General features: G+C 65.2%; 19 protein-coding genes. 13 read left to right on the plus strand and 6 right to left on the minus strand.

Going from position 1 to position 17,990, the window contains the following annotated elements; translation table 11 throughout:
* The first annotated feature begins 1 nt into the window (after window position 1).
* The 13 genes from flgC (at window position 2) to proP (ending at window position 11,863) form a co-directional block, all read left to right on the plus strand.
* On the plus strand, window positions 2-412 hold the full coding sequence (flgC, locus tag U0025_RS14870; protein ID WP_004208206.1) for a flagellar basal body rod protein FlgC: 411 nt from the start codon (window positions 2-4) through the stop codon (window positions 410-412).
* Window positions 409-1,068 carry a flagellar hook assembly protein FlgD gene (locus U0025_RS14875; RefSeq protein WP_004208207.1) on the plus strand — a complete coding sequence of 220 codons (660 nt, stop codon included), beginning with the start codon at window positions 409-411 and terminating at the stop codon, window positions 1,066-1,068. Before flgC ends, U0025_RS14875 begins: the two co-directional genes overlap by 4 nt.
* 34 nt (window positions 1,069-1,102) lie before the next feature.
* A complete protein-coding gene (locus tag U0025_RS14880) occupies window positions 1,103-1,948 on the plus strand; it encodes a flagellar hook-basal body complex protein (protein WP_004208208.1) in 846 nt (281 codons plus the stop codon).
* Between the two features lie 24 nt (window positions 1,949-1,972).
* On the plus strand, window positions 1,973-2,716 hold the full coding sequence (locus tag U0025_RS14885) for a flagellar basal body rod protein FlgF (protein ID WP_004208209.1): 744 nt from the start codon (window positions 1,973-1,975) through the stop codon (window positions 2,714-2,716).
* 68 nt (window positions 2,717-2,784) lie between these two features.
* Window positions 2,785-3,573, plus strand: coding sequence for a flagellar basal-body rod protein FlgG (gene flgG / locus U0025_RS14890; RefSeq protein ID WP_004208210.1), 789 nt, complete (start codon window positions 2,785-2,787; stop codon window positions 3,571-3,573).
* An 8-nt stretch (window positions 3,574-3,581) separates the two neighbouring features.
* Window positions 3,582-4,262 (plus strand): flagellar basal body L-ring protein FlgH, encoded by a 681-nt coding sequence (locus U0025_RS14895; RefSeq protein WP_004208211.1) that lies wholly within the window; start codon window positions 3,582-3,584, stop codon window positions 4,260-4,262.
* Window positions 4,262-5,377, plus strand: coding sequence for a flagellar basal body P-ring protein FlgI (locus U0025_RS14900; RefSeq protein ID WP_004208212.1), 1,116 nt, complete (start codon window positions 4,262-4,264; stop codon window positions 5,375-5,377). Before U0025_RS14895 ends, U0025_RS14900 begins: the two co-directional genes overlap by 1 nt.
* Window positions 5,377-5,721 (plus strand): rod-binding protein, encoded by a 345-nt coding sequence (locus tag U0025_RS14905; protein WP_004208213.1) that lies wholly within the window; start codon window positions 5,377-5,379, stop codon window positions 5,719-5,721. The genes U0025_RS14900 and U0025_RS14905 overlap by 1 nt, the downstream gene beginning before the upstream one ends.
* Window positions 5,718-7,058, plus strand: coding sequence for a flagellar hook-associated protein FlgK (gene flgK, locus U0025_RS14910; RefSeq protein ID WP_004208214.1), 1,341 nt, complete (start codon window positions 5,718-5,720; stop codon window positions 7,056-7,058). Before U0025_RS14905 ends, flgK begins: the two co-directional genes overlap by 4 nt.
* Before the next feature lie 17 nt (window positions 7,059-7,075).
* The gene (locus U0025_RS14915; RefSeq protein ID WP_004208215.1) at window positions 7,076-7,921 is read left to right on the plus strand and encodes a flagellin; all 846 of its coding nucleotides are present in this window, start codon (window positions 7,076-7,078) and stop codon (window positions 7,919-7,921) included.
* Between the two features lie 123 nt (window positions 7,922-8,044).
* Window positions 8,045-8,908: a flagellar motor stator protein MotA gene (motA, locus tag U0025_RS14920; protein ID WP_004208216.1), complete on the plus strand. Its 864-nt coding sequence runs from the start codon at window positions 8,045-8,047 to the stop codon at window positions 8,906-8,908.
* Between the two features lie 3 nt (window positions 8,909-8,911).
* Complete coding sequence (locus U0025_RS14925) at window positions 8,912-9,967, plus strand: flagellar motor protein MotB (protein WP_004208217.1); 1,056 nt, start codon at window positions 8,912-8,914, stop codon at window positions 9,965-9,967.
* Between the two features lie 378 nt (window positions 9,968-10,345).
* A complete protein-coding gene (gene proP / locus U0025_RS14930) occupies window positions 10,346-11,863 on the plus strand; it encodes a glycine betaine/L-proline transporter ProP (protein ID WP_037490453.1) in 1,518 nt (505 codons plus the stop codon).
* A gap of 101 nt (window positions 11,864-11,964) precedes the next feature.
* Here proP and U0025_RS14935 read toward each other — a convergent pair whose 3' ends face one another.
* From U0025_RS14935 to U0025_RS14960, 6 genes are all read right to left on the minus strand, one after another.
* The gene (locus tag U0025_RS14935; protein ID WP_004208219.1) at window positions 11,965-13,338 is read right to left on the minus strand and encodes a sensor histidine kinase; all 1,374 of its coding nucleotides are present in this window, start codon (window positions 13,336-13,338) and stop codon (window positions 11,965-11,967) included.
* Window positions 13,335-14,054 (minus strand): response regulator, encoded by a 720-nt coding sequence (locus U0025_RS14940; protein ID WP_004208220.1) that lies wholly within the window; start codon window positions 14,052-14,054, stop codon window positions 13,335-13,337. The genes U0025_RS14935 and U0025_RS14940 overlap by 4 nt, the downstream gene beginning before the upstream one ends.
* A 139-nt stretch (window positions 14,055-14,193) precedes the next feature.
* Window positions 14,194-14,850 (minus strand): EF-hand domain-containing protein, encoded by a 657-nt coding sequence (locus U0025_RS14945; RefSeq protein ID WP_004208221.1) that lies wholly within the window; start codon window positions 14,848-14,850, stop codon window positions 14,194-14,196.
* Window positions 14,851-15,046: 196 nt separating this feature from the next.
* Window positions 15,047-16,267 (minus strand): argininosuccinate synthase, encoded by a 1,221-nt coding sequence (locus tag U0025_RS14950; protein ID WP_004208222.1) that lies wholly within the window; start codon window positions 16,265-16,267, stop codon window positions 15,047-15,049.
* A 292-nt stretch (window positions 16,268-16,559) separates the two neighbouring features.
* Complete coding sequence (locus U0025_RS14955; protein ID WP_004208223.1) at window positions 16,560-17,558, minus strand: hypothetical protein; 999 nt, start codon at window positions 17,556-17,558, stop codon at window positions 16,560-16,562.
* 161 nt (window positions 17,559-17,719) lie between these two features.
* The gene (locus tag U0025_RS14960; RefSeq protein WP_004208224.1) at window positions 17,720-17,920 is read right to left on the minus strand and encodes a DUF4169 family protein; all 201 of its coding nucleotides are present in this window, start codon (window positions 17,918-17,920) and stop codon (window positions 17,720-17,722) included.
* Window positions 17,921-17,990: the final 70 nt, after the last annotated feature.

Here is a 17,990-nt window from a genome sequence, read left to right on the forward strand (position 1 = left end):
CATGAGCGGTTCAGGCCCCATGAATGTGTTCGACATCGCCGGCCGCGCCATGAGCGCGCAGCTGGTGCGTCTGAACGCCACCGCATCGAACATGGCCAATGCCGGCAATGTCACCGGCAGCGCGGCCGAAGCCTATCGCGCGATCAAGCCGGTTTTCCAGTCGGTTACCGACAGCCCCGGCGTGTCGACGGTCAAGGTCGCCAATGTCGTGACCACCAATGCGGAACCGACCAAGCGCCACGACCCCAATCATCCGCTGGCCGACGCCAATGGCGATGTCTGGGAATCGGCGGTCGATAGCAATGCGGAGATGGTCGACATGATCGAGACCGCCCGCATGTACCAGAATAATGTGCAGGTGCTCAACACCGCCAAATCCCTGATGCTCGAAACCATAAGGATCGGCAAATGACGACGACGTCTACCGTCACCGATAGCGCAGGCCTTTCGGTCTACAACCCGAATGCCAATGTCGGCACGGGCAGCGCGACCATGGACCAGTCGAGCTTCCTGACGTTGCTGACCGCGCAGATGCAGTATCAGGATCCGTTCGAACCGGTCGACAATACCGAGATGGTGTCGCAGATGGCGACCATCACCCAGTCGACCGGCATTGCCGAAATGAACCAGTCGCTGAAGTCCCTGGCTTCGGAACTGAGCGGCACGCGGCTTGGCGATGCGGCCAGCTGGATCGGCAAGTCGATGCTGGTCCAGAGCAATGTCGCGGTGCCCGATTCCAGCGGCTATTATGCCGGCCAGATTACGCTGAGCGGCGCCAGCGATGCTGTCAGCGTCGACCTGGTCGATGGCGACGGCAATGTCGTCAAGTCGATCGACCTGGGCGCGCAGAGCGCCGGCGAAGTCGCCTTCTACTGGGACGGCAAGGATGATGCGGGCGAGACCGTTTCCTCCTCCGCCCTGCAGGTCAAGGTCAATGGCGGCACCACCAGCCAGGTCGCGACCTGGGCCACCATCGCCGCCGTCCAGTCACCCGCCGACGGTTCCTCCTCCAAACTGATCACCGCGCTCGGCAGCTATGCGCCGACCGACGCGATCAGCCTGATGTAATTTCACCCATCCTTTTCACCCAAGGAGCTACGCCATGTCCTTCTATGTTTCGCTTTCCGGCCTCAAGGGCGCACAGGCCGACCTGTCCGCCGTCTCGAACAACGTCGCCAACGTGAACTCGACCGCCTTCAAGAAGAGCAAGGCCCAGTTCGGCGACATCTTCGCCGCTGCGCCGATGCAGACCACCCACCAGGTCGCCGGCCAGGGCGTGCGCGTGCAGGGCATCACCCAGCAGTTCACCCAGGGCACGATCGAAACCACCGACAAGACGCTGGATATGGCGATCTCGGGCGAAGGCTTCTTCACCGTGAAGGGCGAAGACGGCACCATCAGCTATACCCGCAACGGCGCCTTCTCGGTCGACAATGACCGCTATGCCGTCGACACCACCGGTTCGCGCATCCAGGTGTTCGCGGTCGACCCCGACACCGGCGAGATCACCACCCCGCCGACCAATTCGACGACGCCCAACGACCTGACCGACCTGCAGATCCCGACCACCTACAAGGGCGAGGCCGATGGCGCGCAGCTGACCAGCGTGGGCGTGGGCAAGGACGGCCTGGTGTCGGCCATCTATGCCGACGGTTCGACCGTCTATCTGGGCCAGGTCGCGATGGCATCGTTCAACAGCCTGGAAGGGCTGCGCCAGCAGGGCGACGCGCACTGGACCTCGACCGTGGAGAGCGGCAGCGCGATCATCGGCACGCCCAACCAGGGCATGTTCGGCGCCGTCAACTCGGGCTCGCTGGAACGTTCCAACGTCGACATCACCGACGAACTGGTCCAGCTGATCGCTGCCCAGCGCAACTTCCAGGCGAACTCGAAGGCGATCGAGGCGGCCAACACGCTGACCACCACCATCGTCAACATCCGTAGCTAAGGCTTAGGGTAGAAGGGGTAGCCCATGGACCGGCTCGTCAACACGGCACTGACCGCGATGCGCGGTGCGATGGCCCGCCAGGCGTCGATCGCGAACAATCTCGCGAACGCCAACACGGTCGGCTTTCGCGCCGAAATCGCCAATGCCGAGACGCGCTGGATCAAGGGCGATACCTTCGATACCCGAGCCCAGGCCTCCGAACAGGTGATCGCCGCCGACATGGCGCAGGGGGCGGTCACCGAAACCGGCAATCCGCTGGACGTGGCAATGAACGGCGACGCACTGCTCGCCGTTCAGGCCCCGGACGGACAGGAAGCCTATACGCGCCGTGGCGACCTGAAGGTCAATGACAGCGGCCTGCTGACCACCGGCGACGGCCTGGCTGTGCTGGGCCAGGGCGGCCCGATCACCCTGCCCCAGATGGACAGCGTGTCGATCGCCCAGGATGGCAGCATCTGGGGCGTGCCCCAGGGCGGCGATCCGGCCAATCCGCAGCAGGTCGACAAGCTGAAGCTGGTCAATGCCGCCGGTTCCAGCATCGCCAAGGGCACCGACGGGCTGTTCCGCGAAGTGAATGGCGGCGCCCTGCCCGAAGATCCGATCGCGACCGTCACATCGGGATCGCTGGAAGGATCGAACGTCAACGCGACCGCCGCGCTGGTCCAGATGATCGAGGCCAGCCGCGCCTGGGAAACCCAGATCAAGATGATCGACACCGCCAAGCAGATGGATGACGGCGGCGCATCGCTCATGAAACTGGATGGTTAATTTTGGCACGTATCTTGCTGTGAACGACGCATGAGCATCCTTTCGGGGAGCCGCACGGAGATTGAACGATGACCAACGCCGCCCTTCATGTCGCCCGCACCGGCCTTGACGCGCAGAACACGAAGATGCGCGTGATCGCCAACAACCTGGCGAACGTCAACACAACCGGCTTCAAGAAGGACCGGGCCGACTTCGAGACGCTAGCCTATCAGCAGATCGTCGCCGCCGGCGCCAACAGCGACAGCCAGAACAAGTTCGCCACCGGCCTCAATCTGGGTTCGGGCGTCTCGGTGCAGGGCACCAGCAAGATCAACACGCAGGGCACGTTGCAGGAAACCGGCAATGCGCTGGACATGGCGATCGAGGGATCGGGCTATTTCCAGGTGCAGCAGGCCGACGGTTCGACCGCCTATACCCGTGCCGGCAATTTCAGCGTCACCGCCGAAGGCACCGTCGTCACCAGCGACGGCCTGCCGCTGATCCCGCAGATCACCGTGCCGCAGGGCGCGACGTCGGTCACCGTCGGCAATGACGGCACCGTGTCGGCGACGCTGCAGGGTGAGAGCGAACCGACCCAGCTGGGCCAGATCGAACTGGCGAGCTTCATGAACCCGGCAGGGCTTCAGTCGATCGGCGGCAACCTGCTGGTCGAAACCGCCGCCAGCGGCACGCCGCAGGTCGGCACCGCAGGCCTCGAAGGCCGCGGCCTCATCCGCTCGGGCAATCTGGAAACCTCGAACGTCAACATCGTCGAGGAACTGGTCGACATGATCGAGACCCAGCGCGCCTATGAGGTCAATTCCAAGATGATCAAGGCGACGGACGAAATGCTCCAGTACGCCAACCAGAATATGTGAGCTGACTGATGCGCGCGCTCTCCACCTCGCTCGTCGCCCTCGCCATGGTCTCCATGGCCGCGTCGCCCGCCTTCGCTGCCAAGAAGAAGCGCGAGGTCGAGCGCGAATATTATGCGCCGACCGTCATCGCCCAGCCGCAGGCCCCGCAGGCCAATGGCTCGATCTTCCAGGTGTCGACCGGCTATACGCCGCTGACCAGCGGCGCGCGCGCCGGCAATGTCGGCGACATCATCACCATCGTGCTGGTCGAACGAACCCAGGCGACCAAGAGCAACAGCGCGGACACCAACCGCAGCGGCTCGATCGGCCTCAACCCGCCGACCACCGGCCCGCTGTCCAAGCTCTTCTCGTCCAGCGACATCGCTATGGGTGGCAACAACACGTTCACCGGCAAGGGCGCAGCGACCCAGTCGAACGCGCTCAACGGCGAGATCACCGTGACGGTCGCGGCCGCCTATCCCAACGGCACCATGCTGGTGAAGGGCGAGAAGGCGCTGACGCTCAATCGCGGCGACGAGTTCATCCAGATCAGCGGCCTGGTCCGCCAGGCCGATATCGGCCCGGACAACCGCATCCTGTCGACCCGCGTGGCCGACGCCAAGATCATCTATACCGGCAAGGGCGAAATCGCCCGCGCCAGCCGCCAGGGCTGGCTGCAGCGCTTCTTCTCGATGATCAGCCCCTTCTGATGGAGACCCGGACCGCCATGACACGCCTGTTCCGCTTCCTCCTGCCGCTGCTGGCGCTGATCGCCGCGCCGGCCCATGCCGAACGCGTCAAGGATCTGGGCACCTTCCAGGGCGTCCGTCCCAACCAGCTGACCGGCTATGGCATCGTAGTGGGCCTGGCTGGCACCGGCGACGACAGCATCGAATATACGGTGCAGGGCATGAAGGGCGTGGTTTCGCGCTTTGGCCTGACCCTGCCCGCCGGCGTCAACCCCGCGCTCAAGAACGCCGCCGCCGTGCTGGTGACGGCCGACCTGCCCGCCTTTTCCAAGCCCGGCCAGCGGCTGGACGTCACCGTGTCGGCGATGGGCAAGGCCAAGTCGCTGCGTGGCGGCACGCTGATCATGACGCCGCTGCGCGGTGCCGATAACGAAATCTATGCGATGGCGCAGGGCAATCTGGCCGTTGGCGGCCTGGGCGTGTCCGGTGCCGATGGCAGCCAGGTGTCGGTGAACATCCCGTCGGCCGGCCGCATCCCCGAAGGGGCGACGGTCGAGCGTGCGGTCGCCACCGGCTTCGACACCGCGCCGACCCTGACCTTCAACCTGTCCGAAGCCGACCTGACCACCGCGCTGCGCGTGGCCGACGGCATCAACAAGACCTTCGGCGATCGCCGCGCCCGCGCGATGGATGCCGTGTCGGTCGCGATCGACGCAACGCCGGGTGCCGAGGAGCGCATCCTGATGATGGGCATGATCGAGAATATCGAGATCACGCCCGCCGATGCCCCGGCCCGCGTGATCGTCAACGCCCGCACCGGCACCGTCGTCATCAACGGCGCGGTGAAGATCCATCCGGCCGCCGTCGCCCATGGCAAATTGACCGTCAGCGTCAATGAAAGCCCGCGCGTCGTCCAGCCCGCGCCCTTCAGCCAGGGCCAGACCGCCGTCGAGCAATCGTCGAACATCAGCATCGACGAACAGAAAAAACCGATGGTCAATTTTAAAGGTGGGGCGTCGCTGGCCGATATAGTCAAGGCGGTCAACGCCATCGGGGCATCCCCGGCGGACATGGTCGCGATCCTTGAGGCGCTGAAACAGGCAGGCGCGATGAAAGCGGAACTGGTGGTGTTGTGATGCAGGTATCGAACGCAACCGCGGCGAGCGGCACGTCCAACCCCTTCGAGACCAAGGCTGCGCTGCAGAAGGCGGCGCAGCAGTTCGAAGCGGTGTTCCTGCGCCAGATGATCGGCGCGATGCGATCGGCCAGCCTGGCCGAGGGCATCACCGATTCGAGCGCGACCCAGCAATTCCAGGACATGGCCGATGCGCGCACCGCCGACGCCATGTCGACCAAGGGCGCGATGGGCATCGCCGAACTGCTGATGCACCAGTTCGGCGCCCGCGTGAAGGACGACAGCCCGGCCCAGACCGGCAGCACGGCCGCGACCGGCACGGCAACCACGGCTGAGGGCGCATGAGCGACCTGTTCATCATCGGTGCGTCGGGCACCAAGGCCTATCGCACGGCGATGGCCGCCATTTCCGAGAATATCGCCAATGCCAGCACCGACGGCTATGCCCGCCGGTCGGTGACGACGGTGGAATCGGGATCGTCGACCGCGACCATGGCGACCTATGTCGCCAAGGCGAATTTCGGCGGCACCCAGGTCGCCAGCATCAATCGCGGCACCGACCCCTATCTGGATGCGTCGGTGCGCATCACCGCCATGGCGCTGGGCAGCGCGAACGCGCGCGTGCGCTGGCAGACCGACATCGAAACCGCGCTCAATGACACCGCCACCGGCGTCGGCCAGCTGATGACGACGATGTACCAGAATCTGGACAAGCTGGCGGCGAGCCCCAGCGACACGTCGCTGCGCGTCACCACGCTGGACAGCATCGGCCGCGTCGCCGAATCCTTCCGCCAGACCGCCGCCGATCTGGAAACCATATCGACCGGCATCAATACCGAGGCGCAGGCGTCGGCCCAGACGATCAACCAGCAATTGTCGTCGCTGGCCGCGATCAACAACAGCCTGCTGCGCGCGCAGCCGGGCACGTCGGCCTATGCCCAGTTGCTCGACAGCCGCGATTCCGCGCTGCAGACGCTGTCTTCCAACCTGAATGTGACGATCAGCTTCGGCGCGCATGACAGCGCCGAGGTCAGCTATAACGGCACCACTTTGGTATCGGGCGACACCGCCGCGTCGGTCGCGGTGACCGCGTCCGCCACCGATGGGCGCCTGTCGCTGGCCCTGTCCGACGGCACGGCGCTCGCCGCCCCGTCGAACGGCACGCTGGGCGGGCTGTTCGCATCGGCCGACACCACCGCCGAACGCCGTGCCAGCCTCGACACGCTGGCCGAGCAATTCGCCACCGACGTCAATGAGTGGCATGCGCAGGGCTATACCGATACCGGCGCCAGCGGCGTGCCGCTGCTGTCCTATGGCGGCAGCGCCGCGACGCTGGTCGCGCTGGACGTGGAGCCGGATGCTCTCGCGACCAAGTCGGCCGACGGCACGCTGAACGGCAATCTGCTGACGGTGTCATCGACCCTGCGCGGCAGCGGCAGCGTCGAACAGGGCTGGACGACCCTGATCACCAGCAACGCCAATCTGCTGACTGCCAGCACGGCGGAAAAGACCACGGCCCAGAGCCGCAGCGACCAGGCGGTCGCCGCGCGCGAAGCGGTAAGCGGGGTCGATCTCGACATGGAGGCGGCAGACCTGCTGCGGATCCAGCAGGCCTATTCGGGCTGCGCCAAGATCCTGCAGGTCGCCAAGGACACGGTCGATTCGATCCTGCAGATCATGTGACGGAAGGACGCTGAGACATGGTAGGCATCACCAACAAGATCATGCTCGCCGAGATCCGCCGGCAACAGCAATTGTCGCAGAGCATCGTCGACGGACAGACCTCGATTTCGACCGGCATCACCCTGAACAAGCCGTCGGACGACGCGCTCGCCTGGGTCCAGGTGTCCGACATCGGCCGCGCTCAGGCGCAGCAGTCGGCCTGGCAGACCAATGTCAGCTATGGCACGACCCGCGCCGGCAATGCCGAAGCCAATCTGGAAGAAATCAACAATCTGATGACGCGGGCGCAGGAACTGGTGACGTCGGCGCGCAACGGCGCGCTGAACGACACCAGCGCCGCCGCCATCGCCGAGGAATTGAAGACGATCCGCACCACGGTCGGCGAATTGCTGAACCAGAAGGATTATCAGGGCGTGTCGGTGTTCGACGACGGCCAGAGCGTACTGGTGCCGGTGAGCCGCGGCCTCAACCTGGCAGTGGTCGGCACCAAGCAGGAAATTTCCGAGAATATCGACGTCAACGGCACATCGATGTCGCTGGACGATATCTTGGGCAAGGCGATCGACGCGGTCGAGGGCGGCAATGACACCGACCTTGCCAGTTCGCTGGATGCGATCCAGATCGGCCAGAATCGGGTCGTGGTGGAGCGCGCCAAGCAGGGCGTGCGCGCCGACCGGCTGGATGTGATCGGCACGCGGCTGACCGATGTCGACATCAACCTGTCGGAACGGCGCGACACGCTGGAATCGGCCGATCTGACCACGGTCATTTCGAACGTGAAGGCGCAGCTGCTGCAGCTGGAGGCGGCCCAGTCCGCCTTTGCGCGGATCAACCAGCAGACCCTGTTCGACCTGATCAGTTAAAGGCGGCGAAAAAGCGTCGCCGTCCTAAAGGGGACGGTAACCAGTCCGTATTAACCAGAAAGGGACTGGCGCCACGGGGCGCCGACGGAGCCACCGCCTCCAGGCGCATTTTCGGGGATCAACATGTTTGCAGTCATCGGCCTTGTCGTGCTTTTGAGCATGGTCTTCGGTGGGTTCATCTTCACCGGGGGCGACATCGGACCGGTGCTGCACGCCCTGCCCCACGAAATGATCATCATCGGCGGCGCCGCTGTCGGCGCGCTGATCATCGGCAATTCGGGTTCCGACCTGAAGGCGCTGGGTGGCGGCCTGGGCAAGGTGTTCAAGGGGCCGCAGTACAAGAAGCAGGACTTCCTGGACTGCATCTTCCTGGTCAGCAAGCTGATGAAGACGCTGCGCGTCGAAGGCCCGGTGGCGCTGGAACCGCATATCGAGGATCCGGGCACCTCGCCCATCTTCGGCGAATATCCCAAGCTGATGAAGGACAAGACGCTGATCCACCTGATCAGCGACACGCTGCGCCTGGTCGTGGTGTCGTCCGGTACGCTCGATCCCCACGCGGTCGAGGAAGTGATGGATAACAGCCTCAAGACCCATCATCATGAAGCGCTCAAGCCCGCCGACAATCTCCAGGGCCTGGCCGACGCTCTCCCGGCCCTCGGCATCGTCGCCGCGGTGCTGGGCGTGGTGAAGACCATGGGCTCGATCGACCAGCCGCCTTCGGTGCTGGGTGCGATGATCGGCTCGGCGCTGGTCGGCACCTTCCTGGGCGTGCTGCTCGCCTATGGCATGGTCAATCCCTTCGCCAATCGCTGCCGCGCGGTGATCGAGCAGGACGGCGCCATCTATCATGTCGTCAAGCAGATCATCATCGCCTCGCTGCACGGCCATCCGCAGCCGCTGGTGATCGAGGCCGCCCGTTCCAGCCTGATCCATGCGAACCAGCCCGGCTTTGCCGAAGTGTTCGACGGCATGCGGAACAAATAAGCCATGGCGGAGAAGAAGCGCGGCGCGAACGAGCCCGAACCCCGGCCGATCATCGTCAAGAAGATCATCGTCGAAGGGCATGGCGGCCATCATGGCGGCGCCTGGAAGGTGGCCTATGCCGACTTCGTGACGGCGATGATGGCCTTCTTCCTGCTGATGTGGCTGCTGGGTGCGACCACCGAAAAGCAGCGCAAGGCGCTGGCCGACTATTTCACGCCGACGCTGGTCGAGCTGAAGATGAATTCGGCCGGGTCCACCGGCATGTTCGGCGGCGACAGCCTGATGGCGAAGGAAAATTACCCGACCACCGGTGGTCAGGGCAACCTGGCCATCACCATCCCGCGCGACGCCACCGGTACCAAGGACCAGGGCGGCAAGGCATTGCGCGCGGCCGACCGGCAGAAGTTCGAGAATATCAAGAAGCAGCTCGAGGAGCGCATGTCCAAGAAGGGCCTGGCCCGGCTGCGCAAGAATGTCCGCTTCACCGAAACTCGCGAAGGGCTGCGCATCGACCTGATCGACGAAGCGGATTTCGCGATGTTCCGGTCGGGCACCGACCAGTTGCTGCCCGAAGCCAAGGCGCTGATCGCCGAGGTCGCAGACGCACTGGCGACCATGCCCAATCCGCTGATCGTGCGCGGCCATACCGATGGCCTGCCCTATGCGTCGGGCCGGAGCATGAACAACTGGATGCTGTCGTCGGCCCGTGCGGAATCGACCCGCAAGGCGCTCGCCGAAACCGGCATTCCCAATGCCCGCTTCGCCCGGATCGAGGGGGTCGCCGATCGCGAACCGTTCGTGAAGACCGACGCCTATGATCCGCGCAACCGGCGCATGTCGGTCATCCTGGGCTGGACCCGTGGCGGCAATGCCTCGGCCGACGAGGATGACGCGCAGGATCCCGAAACCCAGGCGGCGATCAAGGAGCGGGACGATCCGCAGCGGGTCGCGCGGGAACAGGCGCAGAAGCTGGACATGGGCGGCACCGGCCTGCCCAGCGGCGCGGCGCTGATCAACCCGACGGCGGCCGGGACATCGTCCAAGCCGGGCAAGCATTGAGGCGGACAGTCGGGGCGGCAAAATAGGAAATCACCGCCTTAACTTCCCATATTTCCCGCACATTCGGCAATTTTGATGCAGGGGTTGGAAATCTTGTTTCCAACCCCTGCTTCGTCATGTCCGCCCGAAATCCCATCGCGACGCAGCATAAGCCATGATGCGCCAATAGGACAGGCCGGGGTCGGCTCACCCCCATGCGGGCACGGCCTGCCCCTTTGTTGCACCTTTTTGCGGGCGATTGCCTATATGGGGCCCTCCTCGCTTGATGCCCCATGCGGCGTCGCAACGTTCCAAGGCCCTGATTATCGGCCGACATTGCCTGTCCGATGGCTGTGAGGCGCGCCCCGCGTGCCCGCCTGGACGGGCCGGGAGATTACTGTGTCCACATCTGCCGCGCATGCCGCGCGCCACACCCATTTCGGCTGGTTCAAGCGCCGCCGCGACCTGGAAGTCGATGATGTCACCGTCGTCGACCGGTCCCTGCTGAACCGCGCCGTCGGCGCCGCAGCACTGGGCAATGCCATGGAATGGTTCGATTTCGGCGTTTACGGCTATATCGCCGTTACGCTGGGCCATGTCTTTTTCCCGTCGAGCGATCCGGCGCTGCAGCTGATCGCGACCTTCGCCACTTTCACCGTCGCCTTCCTGGTCCGGCCGCTGGGCGGACTGGTGTTCGGGCCACTGGGCGATCGCTATGGCCGGCACAAGATATTGGCGATGACCATGATCCTGATGGCGGTCGGCACCTTTTCCATCGGCCTCATCCCCTCCTATGCCCAGATCGGCATCGGTGCGCCGCTGATGCTGCTGGCCGCGCGGCTGGTGCAGGGTTTTTCGACCGGCGGCGAATATGGCGGCGCGGCGACCTTCATCGCGGAATATTCGACCGATCGGAAACGCGGCCTGATGGGCAGCTGGCTGGAGTTCGGGACGCTGGGCGGTTATATCGCCGGTGCCGGCACCGTCACCGCGTTGCAGATGGCGTTGAGCGACGCGCAGATGCTCGAGTGGGGCTGGCGTATTCCCTTCCTGGTCGCCGGGCCGCTGGGCCTGCTTGGCCTCTATATGCGGCTGAAGCTAGAGGAAACGCCGGCATTCCAGGCCTATAGCGAACAGATCGACGCGCGCGAAAGCGAGCGGCCGGGGCTTGGCACCCTGTTCCGCGTGCATTGGCGGCAACTGCTGAAGTGCGTCGGGCTGGTGCTGGTGTTCAACGTCACCGACTATATGTTGCTGACCTACATGCCCAATTATCTCAGCGTCACCATGGGCTATGCCGAGACCAAGGGGCTGCTGCTGATCATCATCGTGATGCTGGTGATGATGCCGCTCAATGTCGTGGGCGGGCTGTTCAGCGACCGGCTGGGCCGGCGGCCGATGATCATCGGCGCCTGCGTCGCGCTGATGCTGTTGTCGGTGCCCTGCATGTTGCTGATCGGCACGGGCAATGACGCGCTGATCTTCCTCGGGCTGATGCTGCTGGGGATTGCGCTGGTCTGCTTCACCAGTTCCATGCCCTCCACCCTGCCCGCGCTCTTCTACACGCCGGTGCGCTACAGCGCGCTGTCGATCGCGTTCAACATCTCGGTCTCGCTGTTCGGCGGCACGACGCCGCTGATCACCGCCTGGCTGGTGCAGAAGACCGGCGATCCGCTGGTGCCGGCCTATTATCTGATGGGTGCGGCGCTGATCGGCCTGCTGACCATGCTGACGGTGCGCGAGACGGCCGGCATGCCGCTGCGCGGATCGCCGCCGGCGGTGGCGAATGAGGCCGAGGCGATCGCGCTGGTCGAAAGCGGCGAGCCGGTGACGGTGGACAAGGCGCTGCCCGACCTGCCCCCGGTGGCGCCGGTCGCGGTGGAGACTCCGGCGATGATCCGGCCGCTGGCGAGCTAGGGCCACATTTTCCGACGCTGCGCCATCGGGCCTGTGCCCCTCCACCACTCGCTACGCGACCGGTCCCCCTCCCCAAGCACGCTTGGGGAGGAATGGCCTAGTCAGGCGGGGAGGACGAGGCTGGCTTCGAGGCCGCCGCCGGGGCGGTTGGCGAGTTGGAGCGCGCCGCCATGTTCGGCCATGATCGCGCGGACGAGGGCCAGGCCGAGGCCAGCGCCGCCGGTCTCACGGTTGCGCGAGCCTTCGAGCCGGGTGAAGGGCTCCATCATCTCGCCCATCTTGTCCTCGGCAATGCCGGGGCCTTCGTCGGCAACGATGATGCGGATCATGCCGTCCTGATGCTGGACGCTGACATGGGCGCGGTCGCCATAGACGATCGCGTTTTCGATGAGGTTGCGCAGCGCGCGGCGGATCTGCTGGGCACGGACGAAGGCGACGGCGCGATCGCTGTCGATCATGTCGACCGGCGATCCCAGCTCGATGAAATCCTCCACGACGGCATCGGCGAGCGAGGTCAGGTCGACCTTCTGCGCCATCTCGCTGCTGCGGCCGGCGCGGGCGAGCGAGAGGATGTCGTCGAGCATCCGGTTCATTTCCTCGATCGTTTCCGACATGCGGGCGCGTTCGCCCTCATCCTCGACCGATTCGGTGCGGACCCGCAGCGAGGCGAGCGGGGTGCGCAGATCATGGCCGATGGCACCCAGCATCCGGTCCTTCTCGTCCAGCATGGCGATGATGCGCGCGCGCATGGCGTTGAAGGCGGTGGTGAGCTGGCGCACGTCGCCCGGCCCGCTTTCCTCGACCGGATCGGCCGCGCCGGTCTTCGCGAACTGGCGGGCGGAGCCGGTCAACTGCTTGAGCGGGCGGGCAAAGCGGCGGCCCATCCAGAGCAGCGGAATGAGGACGATGACGTAGAGGATCAGCGTCTGGGCCACCAGCCAGCCGCCAAAACGCGGCGGGCGGCTGCCGATGCGGGCCATCGCGGTCACCCATTTGCCCGGTTCATATTCGACCGCCAGAGAGAGACGGCCGAGACGACGATCGCCCGGCTGCTCTCCCGTCGCGCGACGGCGTATCTGTTCCCAGCGACGCTGCGGCATGATGCGACTATCTTCCGTCGCGACCACCGAATGGACGGTCAGGCCGATATCCTCGAACATGGCGACGGCTCGCGTCTCGACATCTGGTCGAGGCTTGCCGGCAAGGACGGGCCGCGTCGTCGAAAATTCCACATTGCGCCGGTCACGTTCCTCTTCCTGCTCGTGATCGCCGCGCCTTGGCCGACGGTCGGGCCGGATATCGAGTGCGTTGATCACCCGATAGACGACCGGCGCGGTCTGGCTGGTCAGTTCGACCCGATTGCGTTCGCGCAGCAGCAGGCCGAAATTGATCGCCTGCGCCACGAACAGCGCGATCGCGACCAGGATGATGATCTGCCCGACCAGACTTTGCGGCCAGAGGCGCAGTTGCTTCACAGTTTGCGAACCTCCGACGACAGGGTGTAGCCGCCGCCCCAGACCGTCTTGATCAGCGTCGGGTTCTTCGCATCGGGCTCGATCTTCTTGCGCAGGCGGCTGATCTGGTTGTCGATCGCCCGGTCGAAGGCGTTCGCTTCGCGCCCCTGGGTGATGTCGAGCAACTGGTCGCGGCTGAGCACCTGATTGGGCCGGGTGGCGAAGGCGAGCATCAGATTATATTCGGCGGTGGAAAGCGGCAGCGACACCCCCTCGGCATCGACCAGGGTGCGTTCCTGCGTCTTCAAGAGCCAGCCGGCAAAGGCATAGGTGGCGCCGTCGGGCGCGGTGACGCGCTGACCGCCGGTGGCGACGCGGCGGAAGATCACCTTGATGCGGGCGACCAGTTCGCGCGGCGAAAAGGGTTTGAGCACATAATCGTCGGCGCCCATTTCCAGCCCGACGATGCGGTCGGTCTCTTCCGACCGGGCGGTGAGCAGGATCACCGGAATCTCGCTGGTCTCGCGGATATGGCGGCACAGCGACAGGCCGTCCTCGCCCGGCATCATGATGTCGAGGATGACGAGATCGATGGCATTGGCGGCCAGACGCAGCCGCGCCTCCGCCGCATTCTCGACGGCGGTCACGCGGAAGCCGTTGCGGGAGAGATATTGGGCCAGCGGCTCGCGGATCGATCGCTCGTCATCGACGAGCAGGAGATGGGGTCGTTCGCTCATGGTGCCTGTCTGTCATGCCGGGGGACGGGTTGGAAGGGCGAAGGCAGGGGAACCTTCGCCCTTCCCCCTTGGGACGATCGACTGGAGCGGGGCGCTAGGGGGAAAAGCCCCGCTCCGGATCGTCGGCGCTGTCAGCCGATCAGTTGGCCGGCGGCGGGGGCGGACCCTTGCGGTCCTGCCACTGACCACGCATCGCCTGGCGGGCGGCCTTCATTTCCTCCGCCGTGACCTTGCCATCCTTGTTGGCGTCGGCCTTGTCGAACATGGCGAGCGGGCCGGCCATGAACTCTGCCTTCGTCACGGTGCCGTCCTTGCCGGCGTCACCGAGGCCGGGACCGCCTGAGCCACGATGCATCATGCCGCGGCCGGGACCGCCATGGCCACGCCCGCCCCAGCGCTTGCCGTCGGGGCCGCCGGGCTTGCCAGCTTCCGGGCCGCGATCCGCGCGCGGCTGATGACCGGCCTGATACTCGGCCTTGCTGATCTGGCCATTCTTGTCGGTGTCGAGCGCGGCGAAGCGTTCGTCCAGACGCTGCTGGCGGCGGATGTCACGATCCTCCTTGGTCAGCTTGCCATCCTTGTTGGCGTCGAGCTGGGCAAAGCGGGCTTCGAGCGAGGCGGTCAGTTCCGCCTTGGTGATGGTGCCGTCCTTGTTGGCGTCGGCCATCATCATGGGACCACCGCGCATGCCGCGCGGACCCGGACCACCATCCTGCGCGAAGGCGACATGGGTGGCCGCCAGCCCGCCGACGAACAGCGAACCGACCGCGACGGTGGCGAAGAAATTGCGGAGCATTGGGTCTTTCCTTCCAAGTTCAGTCGTGGATGGCGTGTCGACCATCCTTGACGTCGCTTATCGGCAAGACTTGTCCCGCAACTTTGTCATGTCACCCAATAGTTTGTCGCAATTTGTATCGGGGAGGAAAGAGAAAGGCCCCGGCCCGCTCATGTGCGGACCGGGGCCTTCCCCGAAACATCAGTGCCGCGCTGAATCAAAGCCCGTCGCGGCGACCCAGCAGGCGCAGGCGCAGCGCGTTCAATTTGATGAAGCCCGCCGCGTCGCGCTGGTCATAGGCACCCGCGTCGTCCTCGAAGGTCACGACCTTCTCGCTGTAGAGCGTATAGGGCGACTTGCGGCCGACGACATAGACGCCGCCCTTGTAGAGCTTCAGGCGGACCGTGCCGGTCACCTTTTCCTGGCTGTGGTCGATCGCGGCCTGGAGCATCTCGCGCTCGGGCGAGAACCAGAAGCCGTTATAGATCAGCTCGGCATATTTGGGGGCCAGCTCATCCTTCAGATGGGCGGCGCCACGGTCCAGCGTGATCTGCTCGATGCCGCGATGCGCGAGGTGATAGATGGTGCCGCCCGGCGTTTCATACATGCCGCGCGACTTCATGCCCACGAAGCGGTTCTCGACCAGGTCGAGACGGCCGATGCCATGCTTGCGGCCATATTCGTTGAGGGTTTCGAGCAGGGTCGCGGGCGACATGGCGATGCCGTTGATCGCGACGCCGTCGCCACGCTCGAAATCGACCGTGATATATTCGGGCGCGTCGGGCGCGTCTTCCGGGTTGACGGTGCGCGAATAGACGAAGTCCGGGGTTTCCTCCCACGGATCTTCCAGCACCTTGCCCTCCGAAGAGGTGTGCAGCATGTTCGCGTCGGTCGAGAAGGGGCTTTCGCCACGCTTGTCGCGCGGGATCGGGATCTGATGCTGTTCGGCGAATTCGATCAGCTTGGTGCGGCTGGTCAGATCCCACTCGCGCCAGGGGGCAATCACCTTGATGTCGGGCTGCAGGGCGTAATAGCCCAGTTCGAAGCGGACCTGGTCATTGCCCTTGCCGGTGGCGCCATGGCTGACGGCGTCGGCGCCGAGCTGCTTGGCGATCTCGATCTGGCGCTTGGCGATCAGCGGACGGGCGATCGAGGTGCCGAGCAGGTAGAGGCCTTCATAGAGCGCATTGCCGCGCATCATCGGGAAGACATAATCCTTCACGAATTCCTCGCGCAGGTCGTCGATGAAGATATGCTCTTCCTTGACGCCCATCAGGCGGGCCTTGGCGCGGGCGGGTTCCAGTTCCTCGCCCTGGCCAAGATCGGCGGTGAAGGTGACGACTTCGCACTGATAGGTCTGCTGCAACCATTTCAGGATCACGCTGGTGTCGAGGCCGCCCGAAAAGGCGAGGACGATACGATTGATCTTGTCGGACATGGTGGGCGACTCTTCTGCAGGCCAATGATGGCGTGGGATATAAACCGCGCGCCGGTAACAGGCGGGACGGGCAAGCGCAACAGCGCGGGGGTGCCTGTGGGAGACTGCGAGCCTTAACTTCCCATATTTCCCGCAGATTTTGACATAATCTTGCTGGACGCTGATCCTATCGGAAAGGGCGATGTCCTCCCCTACCCCGCACTTCTATCAGGAAGACATGGTTGTAGGACAGGCAAGACAAAGGGGACGATGGCGGGCCACCGTCCCCTTCATTGTCAGCTCAGGGCGCCGATCAGCTGGTGCGCGGCTTGAACAGGCCCGGACGGGCGCGGTCGCTGCCGAAGCGATAGACGGTCTGGCTGCGATCGGTCGCCGCGGCGCTGGCCGGGGTTGCCACCGGTGCGGCGCGGGCGACCGGATCGGCCGTGCGGAGCGCCTGCCGCTGGGCGAGCAGGAAATGGGCGCGGCGACGGCGGTTGCGCTGGGTCAGGAAGGGATTGTCGCGGCTGGGGGCAGCGGCGACCATCGCTTCGACATCGCTGGCCGGCATGGGGCTGGCGGGAGCCGTGGCGGCGGCCAGCGGGGTGCGTGCCGCAATCGGAGCAGCAGGCGGAGCAGCCGGGGCGAGGGGCATCGGTGCCGGGGCCGGGCCGGTTTCGATCGGCGCGATCGCTTCGCGCTCGGCTTCGACACGCTGGCGGCGGCGACGGACGATGGCAGTGGCGCCAAGGCCGACCAGCAGCAGCGAACCGCCGCCCAGCGCCAGCAGCAGCGCCGGATCGATCAGGGCCGAGGGCTGTTCGGCCGGCGCGGCAGCCGGGGCCGGTTCGGCAACCGGGGTGACGGCAGCCGGTTCCGGAGCCGGCGTTGCGGCCGGGGCTACGGGTGCCGGCGCTTCGGTACGTTCAGCCGCGACCGGGGTCGGAGCAGGCGCCGGGGCGGGTTCGGAAGCACGTTCAGGCTGGCGAGCTTCCGCGCGGCGCGGTGCCGGGGTGGCCGGGGCAGCGCGGCTTTCCTGCGCGGCGGGCGCTTCAGGCTGCGGCTCCGGGGTCGGCGGCGTCTGTTGCACGACTGGCTGGCTGGGCGCGAAGACCGGCGCCGCCGGGGTTGCAGGCGCTGTGACAGGCGCTGCGGGTGCGGACTCTGCCGCCGGCACCGCGGGGGCGATGTCAACTGGCGCGGCCGGCGGGGGCGTCATCCCCTCCTGCGCAAGCAGGGGCGTTGCGGACAATGCCAGGACAGCGGCGATCGCGGCCGAGGCGGGACGGATGGATCGAATATTCTTGGTCATAGCGATAGATCAACCGCCGACCATCTCCATTGGCCTCAAACATATCGTCAAATGCGGGACGATCTGTTTTTCAATATCGATGAATTGAAAAATCCCACTTCAATATGAACAGATGTTCATTCCGAACATGAACAACAGATTTATATCATGACTTCACAGCATCAGACATCGTCGCCGGACTCTTCCTTGCGCTCAAGACGCACACCATCCAGCAGAGCCGACTTTCGACGTTCTTCTTGCTGATCGGCAAGTTTCTGCGCCTTGGTCCGGCCGAACTTGGCGCGATTGCTGTCTGCCGCCTGCGCCTTGTCGGCCCGATCCCTGGCCTTGCGCGCCAGACGAAAATTAATGACGTTGCTCATCTTCCATCCTTGGTCCTATGGGGAATAGTGCCACAAAGATCCGGGGCAGCACCAGTCGCCTTCGGCCCGG

It is taken from the genome of Sphingobium yanoikuyae (assembly GCF_034424525.1).
In the GTDB taxonomy this organism is placed as follows: domain Bacteria; phylum Pseudomonadota; class Alphaproteobacteria; order Sphingomonadales; family Sphingomonadaceae; genus Sphingobium; species Sphingobium yanoikuyae.

Bases quoted from the DNA above. Each gene is read 5' to 3' on its own strand.
- U0025_RS14915 (WP_004208215.1), top strand. From the start codon at position 7,076: ATGGTAGGCATCACCAACAAGATCATGCTCGCCGAGATCCGCCGGCAA.
- U0025_RS14940 (WP_004208220.1), bottom strand. From the start codon at position 14,054: ATGAGCGAACGACCCCATCTCCTGCTCGTCGATGACGAGCGATCGATC.
- U0025_RS14905 (WP_004208213.1), top strand. From the start codon at position 5,377: ATGCAGGTATCGAACGCAACCGCGGCGAGCGGCACGTCCAACCCCTTC.
- U0025_RS14955 (WP_004208223.1), bottom strand. From the start codon at position 17,558: ATGACCAAGAATATTCGATCCATCCGTCCCGCCTCGGCCGCGATCGCC.
- U0025_RS14895 (WP_004208211.1), top strand. From the start codon at position 3,582: ATGCGCGCGCTCTCCACCTCGCTCGTCGCCCTCGCCATGGTCTCCATG.
- U0025_RS14875 (WP_004208207.1), top strand. From the start codon at position 409: ATGACGACGACGTCTACCGTCACCGATAGCGCAGGCCTTTCGGTCTAC.
- U0025_RS14900 (WP_004208212.1), top strand. From the start codon at position 4,262: ATGGAGACCCGGACCGCCATGACACGCCTGTTCCGCTTCCTCCTGCCG.
- U0025_RS14880 (WP_004208208.1), top strand. From the start codon at position 1,103: ATGTCCTTCTATGTTTCGCTTTCCGGCCTCAAGGGCGCACAGGCCGAC.
- flgG (WP_004208210.1), top strand. From the start codon at position 2,785: ATGACCAACGCCGCCCTTCATGTCGCCCGCACCGGCCTTGACGCGCAG.
- flgK (WP_004208214.1), top strand. From the start codon at position 5,718: ATGAGCGACCTGTTCATCATCGGTGCGTCGGGCACCAAGGCCTATCGC.
- U0025_RS14925 (WP_004208217.1), top strand. From the start codon at position 8,912: ATGGCGGAGAAGAAGCGCGGCGCGAACGAGCCCGAACCCCGGCCGATC.
- U0025_RS14960 (WP_004208224.1), bottom strand. From the start codon at position 17,920: ATGAGCAACGTCATTAATTTTCGTCTGGCGCGCAAGGCCAGGGATCGG.
- motA (WP_004208216.1), top strand. From the start codon at position 8,045: ATGTTTGCAGTCATCGGCCTTGTCGTGCTTTTGAGCATGGTCTTCGGT.
- U0025_RS14945 (WP_004208221.1), bottom strand. From the start codon at position 14,850: ATGCTCCGCAATTTCTTCGCCACCGTCGCGGTCGGTTCGCTGTTCGTC.
- U0025_RS14950 (WP_004208222.1), bottom strand. From the start codon at position 16,267: ATGTCCGACAAGATCAATCGTATCGTCCTCGCCTTTTCGGGCGGCCTC.
- U0025_RS14885 (WP_004208209.1), top strand. From the start codon at position 1,973: ATGGACCGGCTCGTCAACACGGCACTGACCGCGATGCGCGGTGCGATG.
- flgC (WP_004208206.1), top strand. From the start codon at position 2: ATGAGCGGTTCAGGCCCCATGAATGTGTTCGACATCGCCGGCCGCGCC.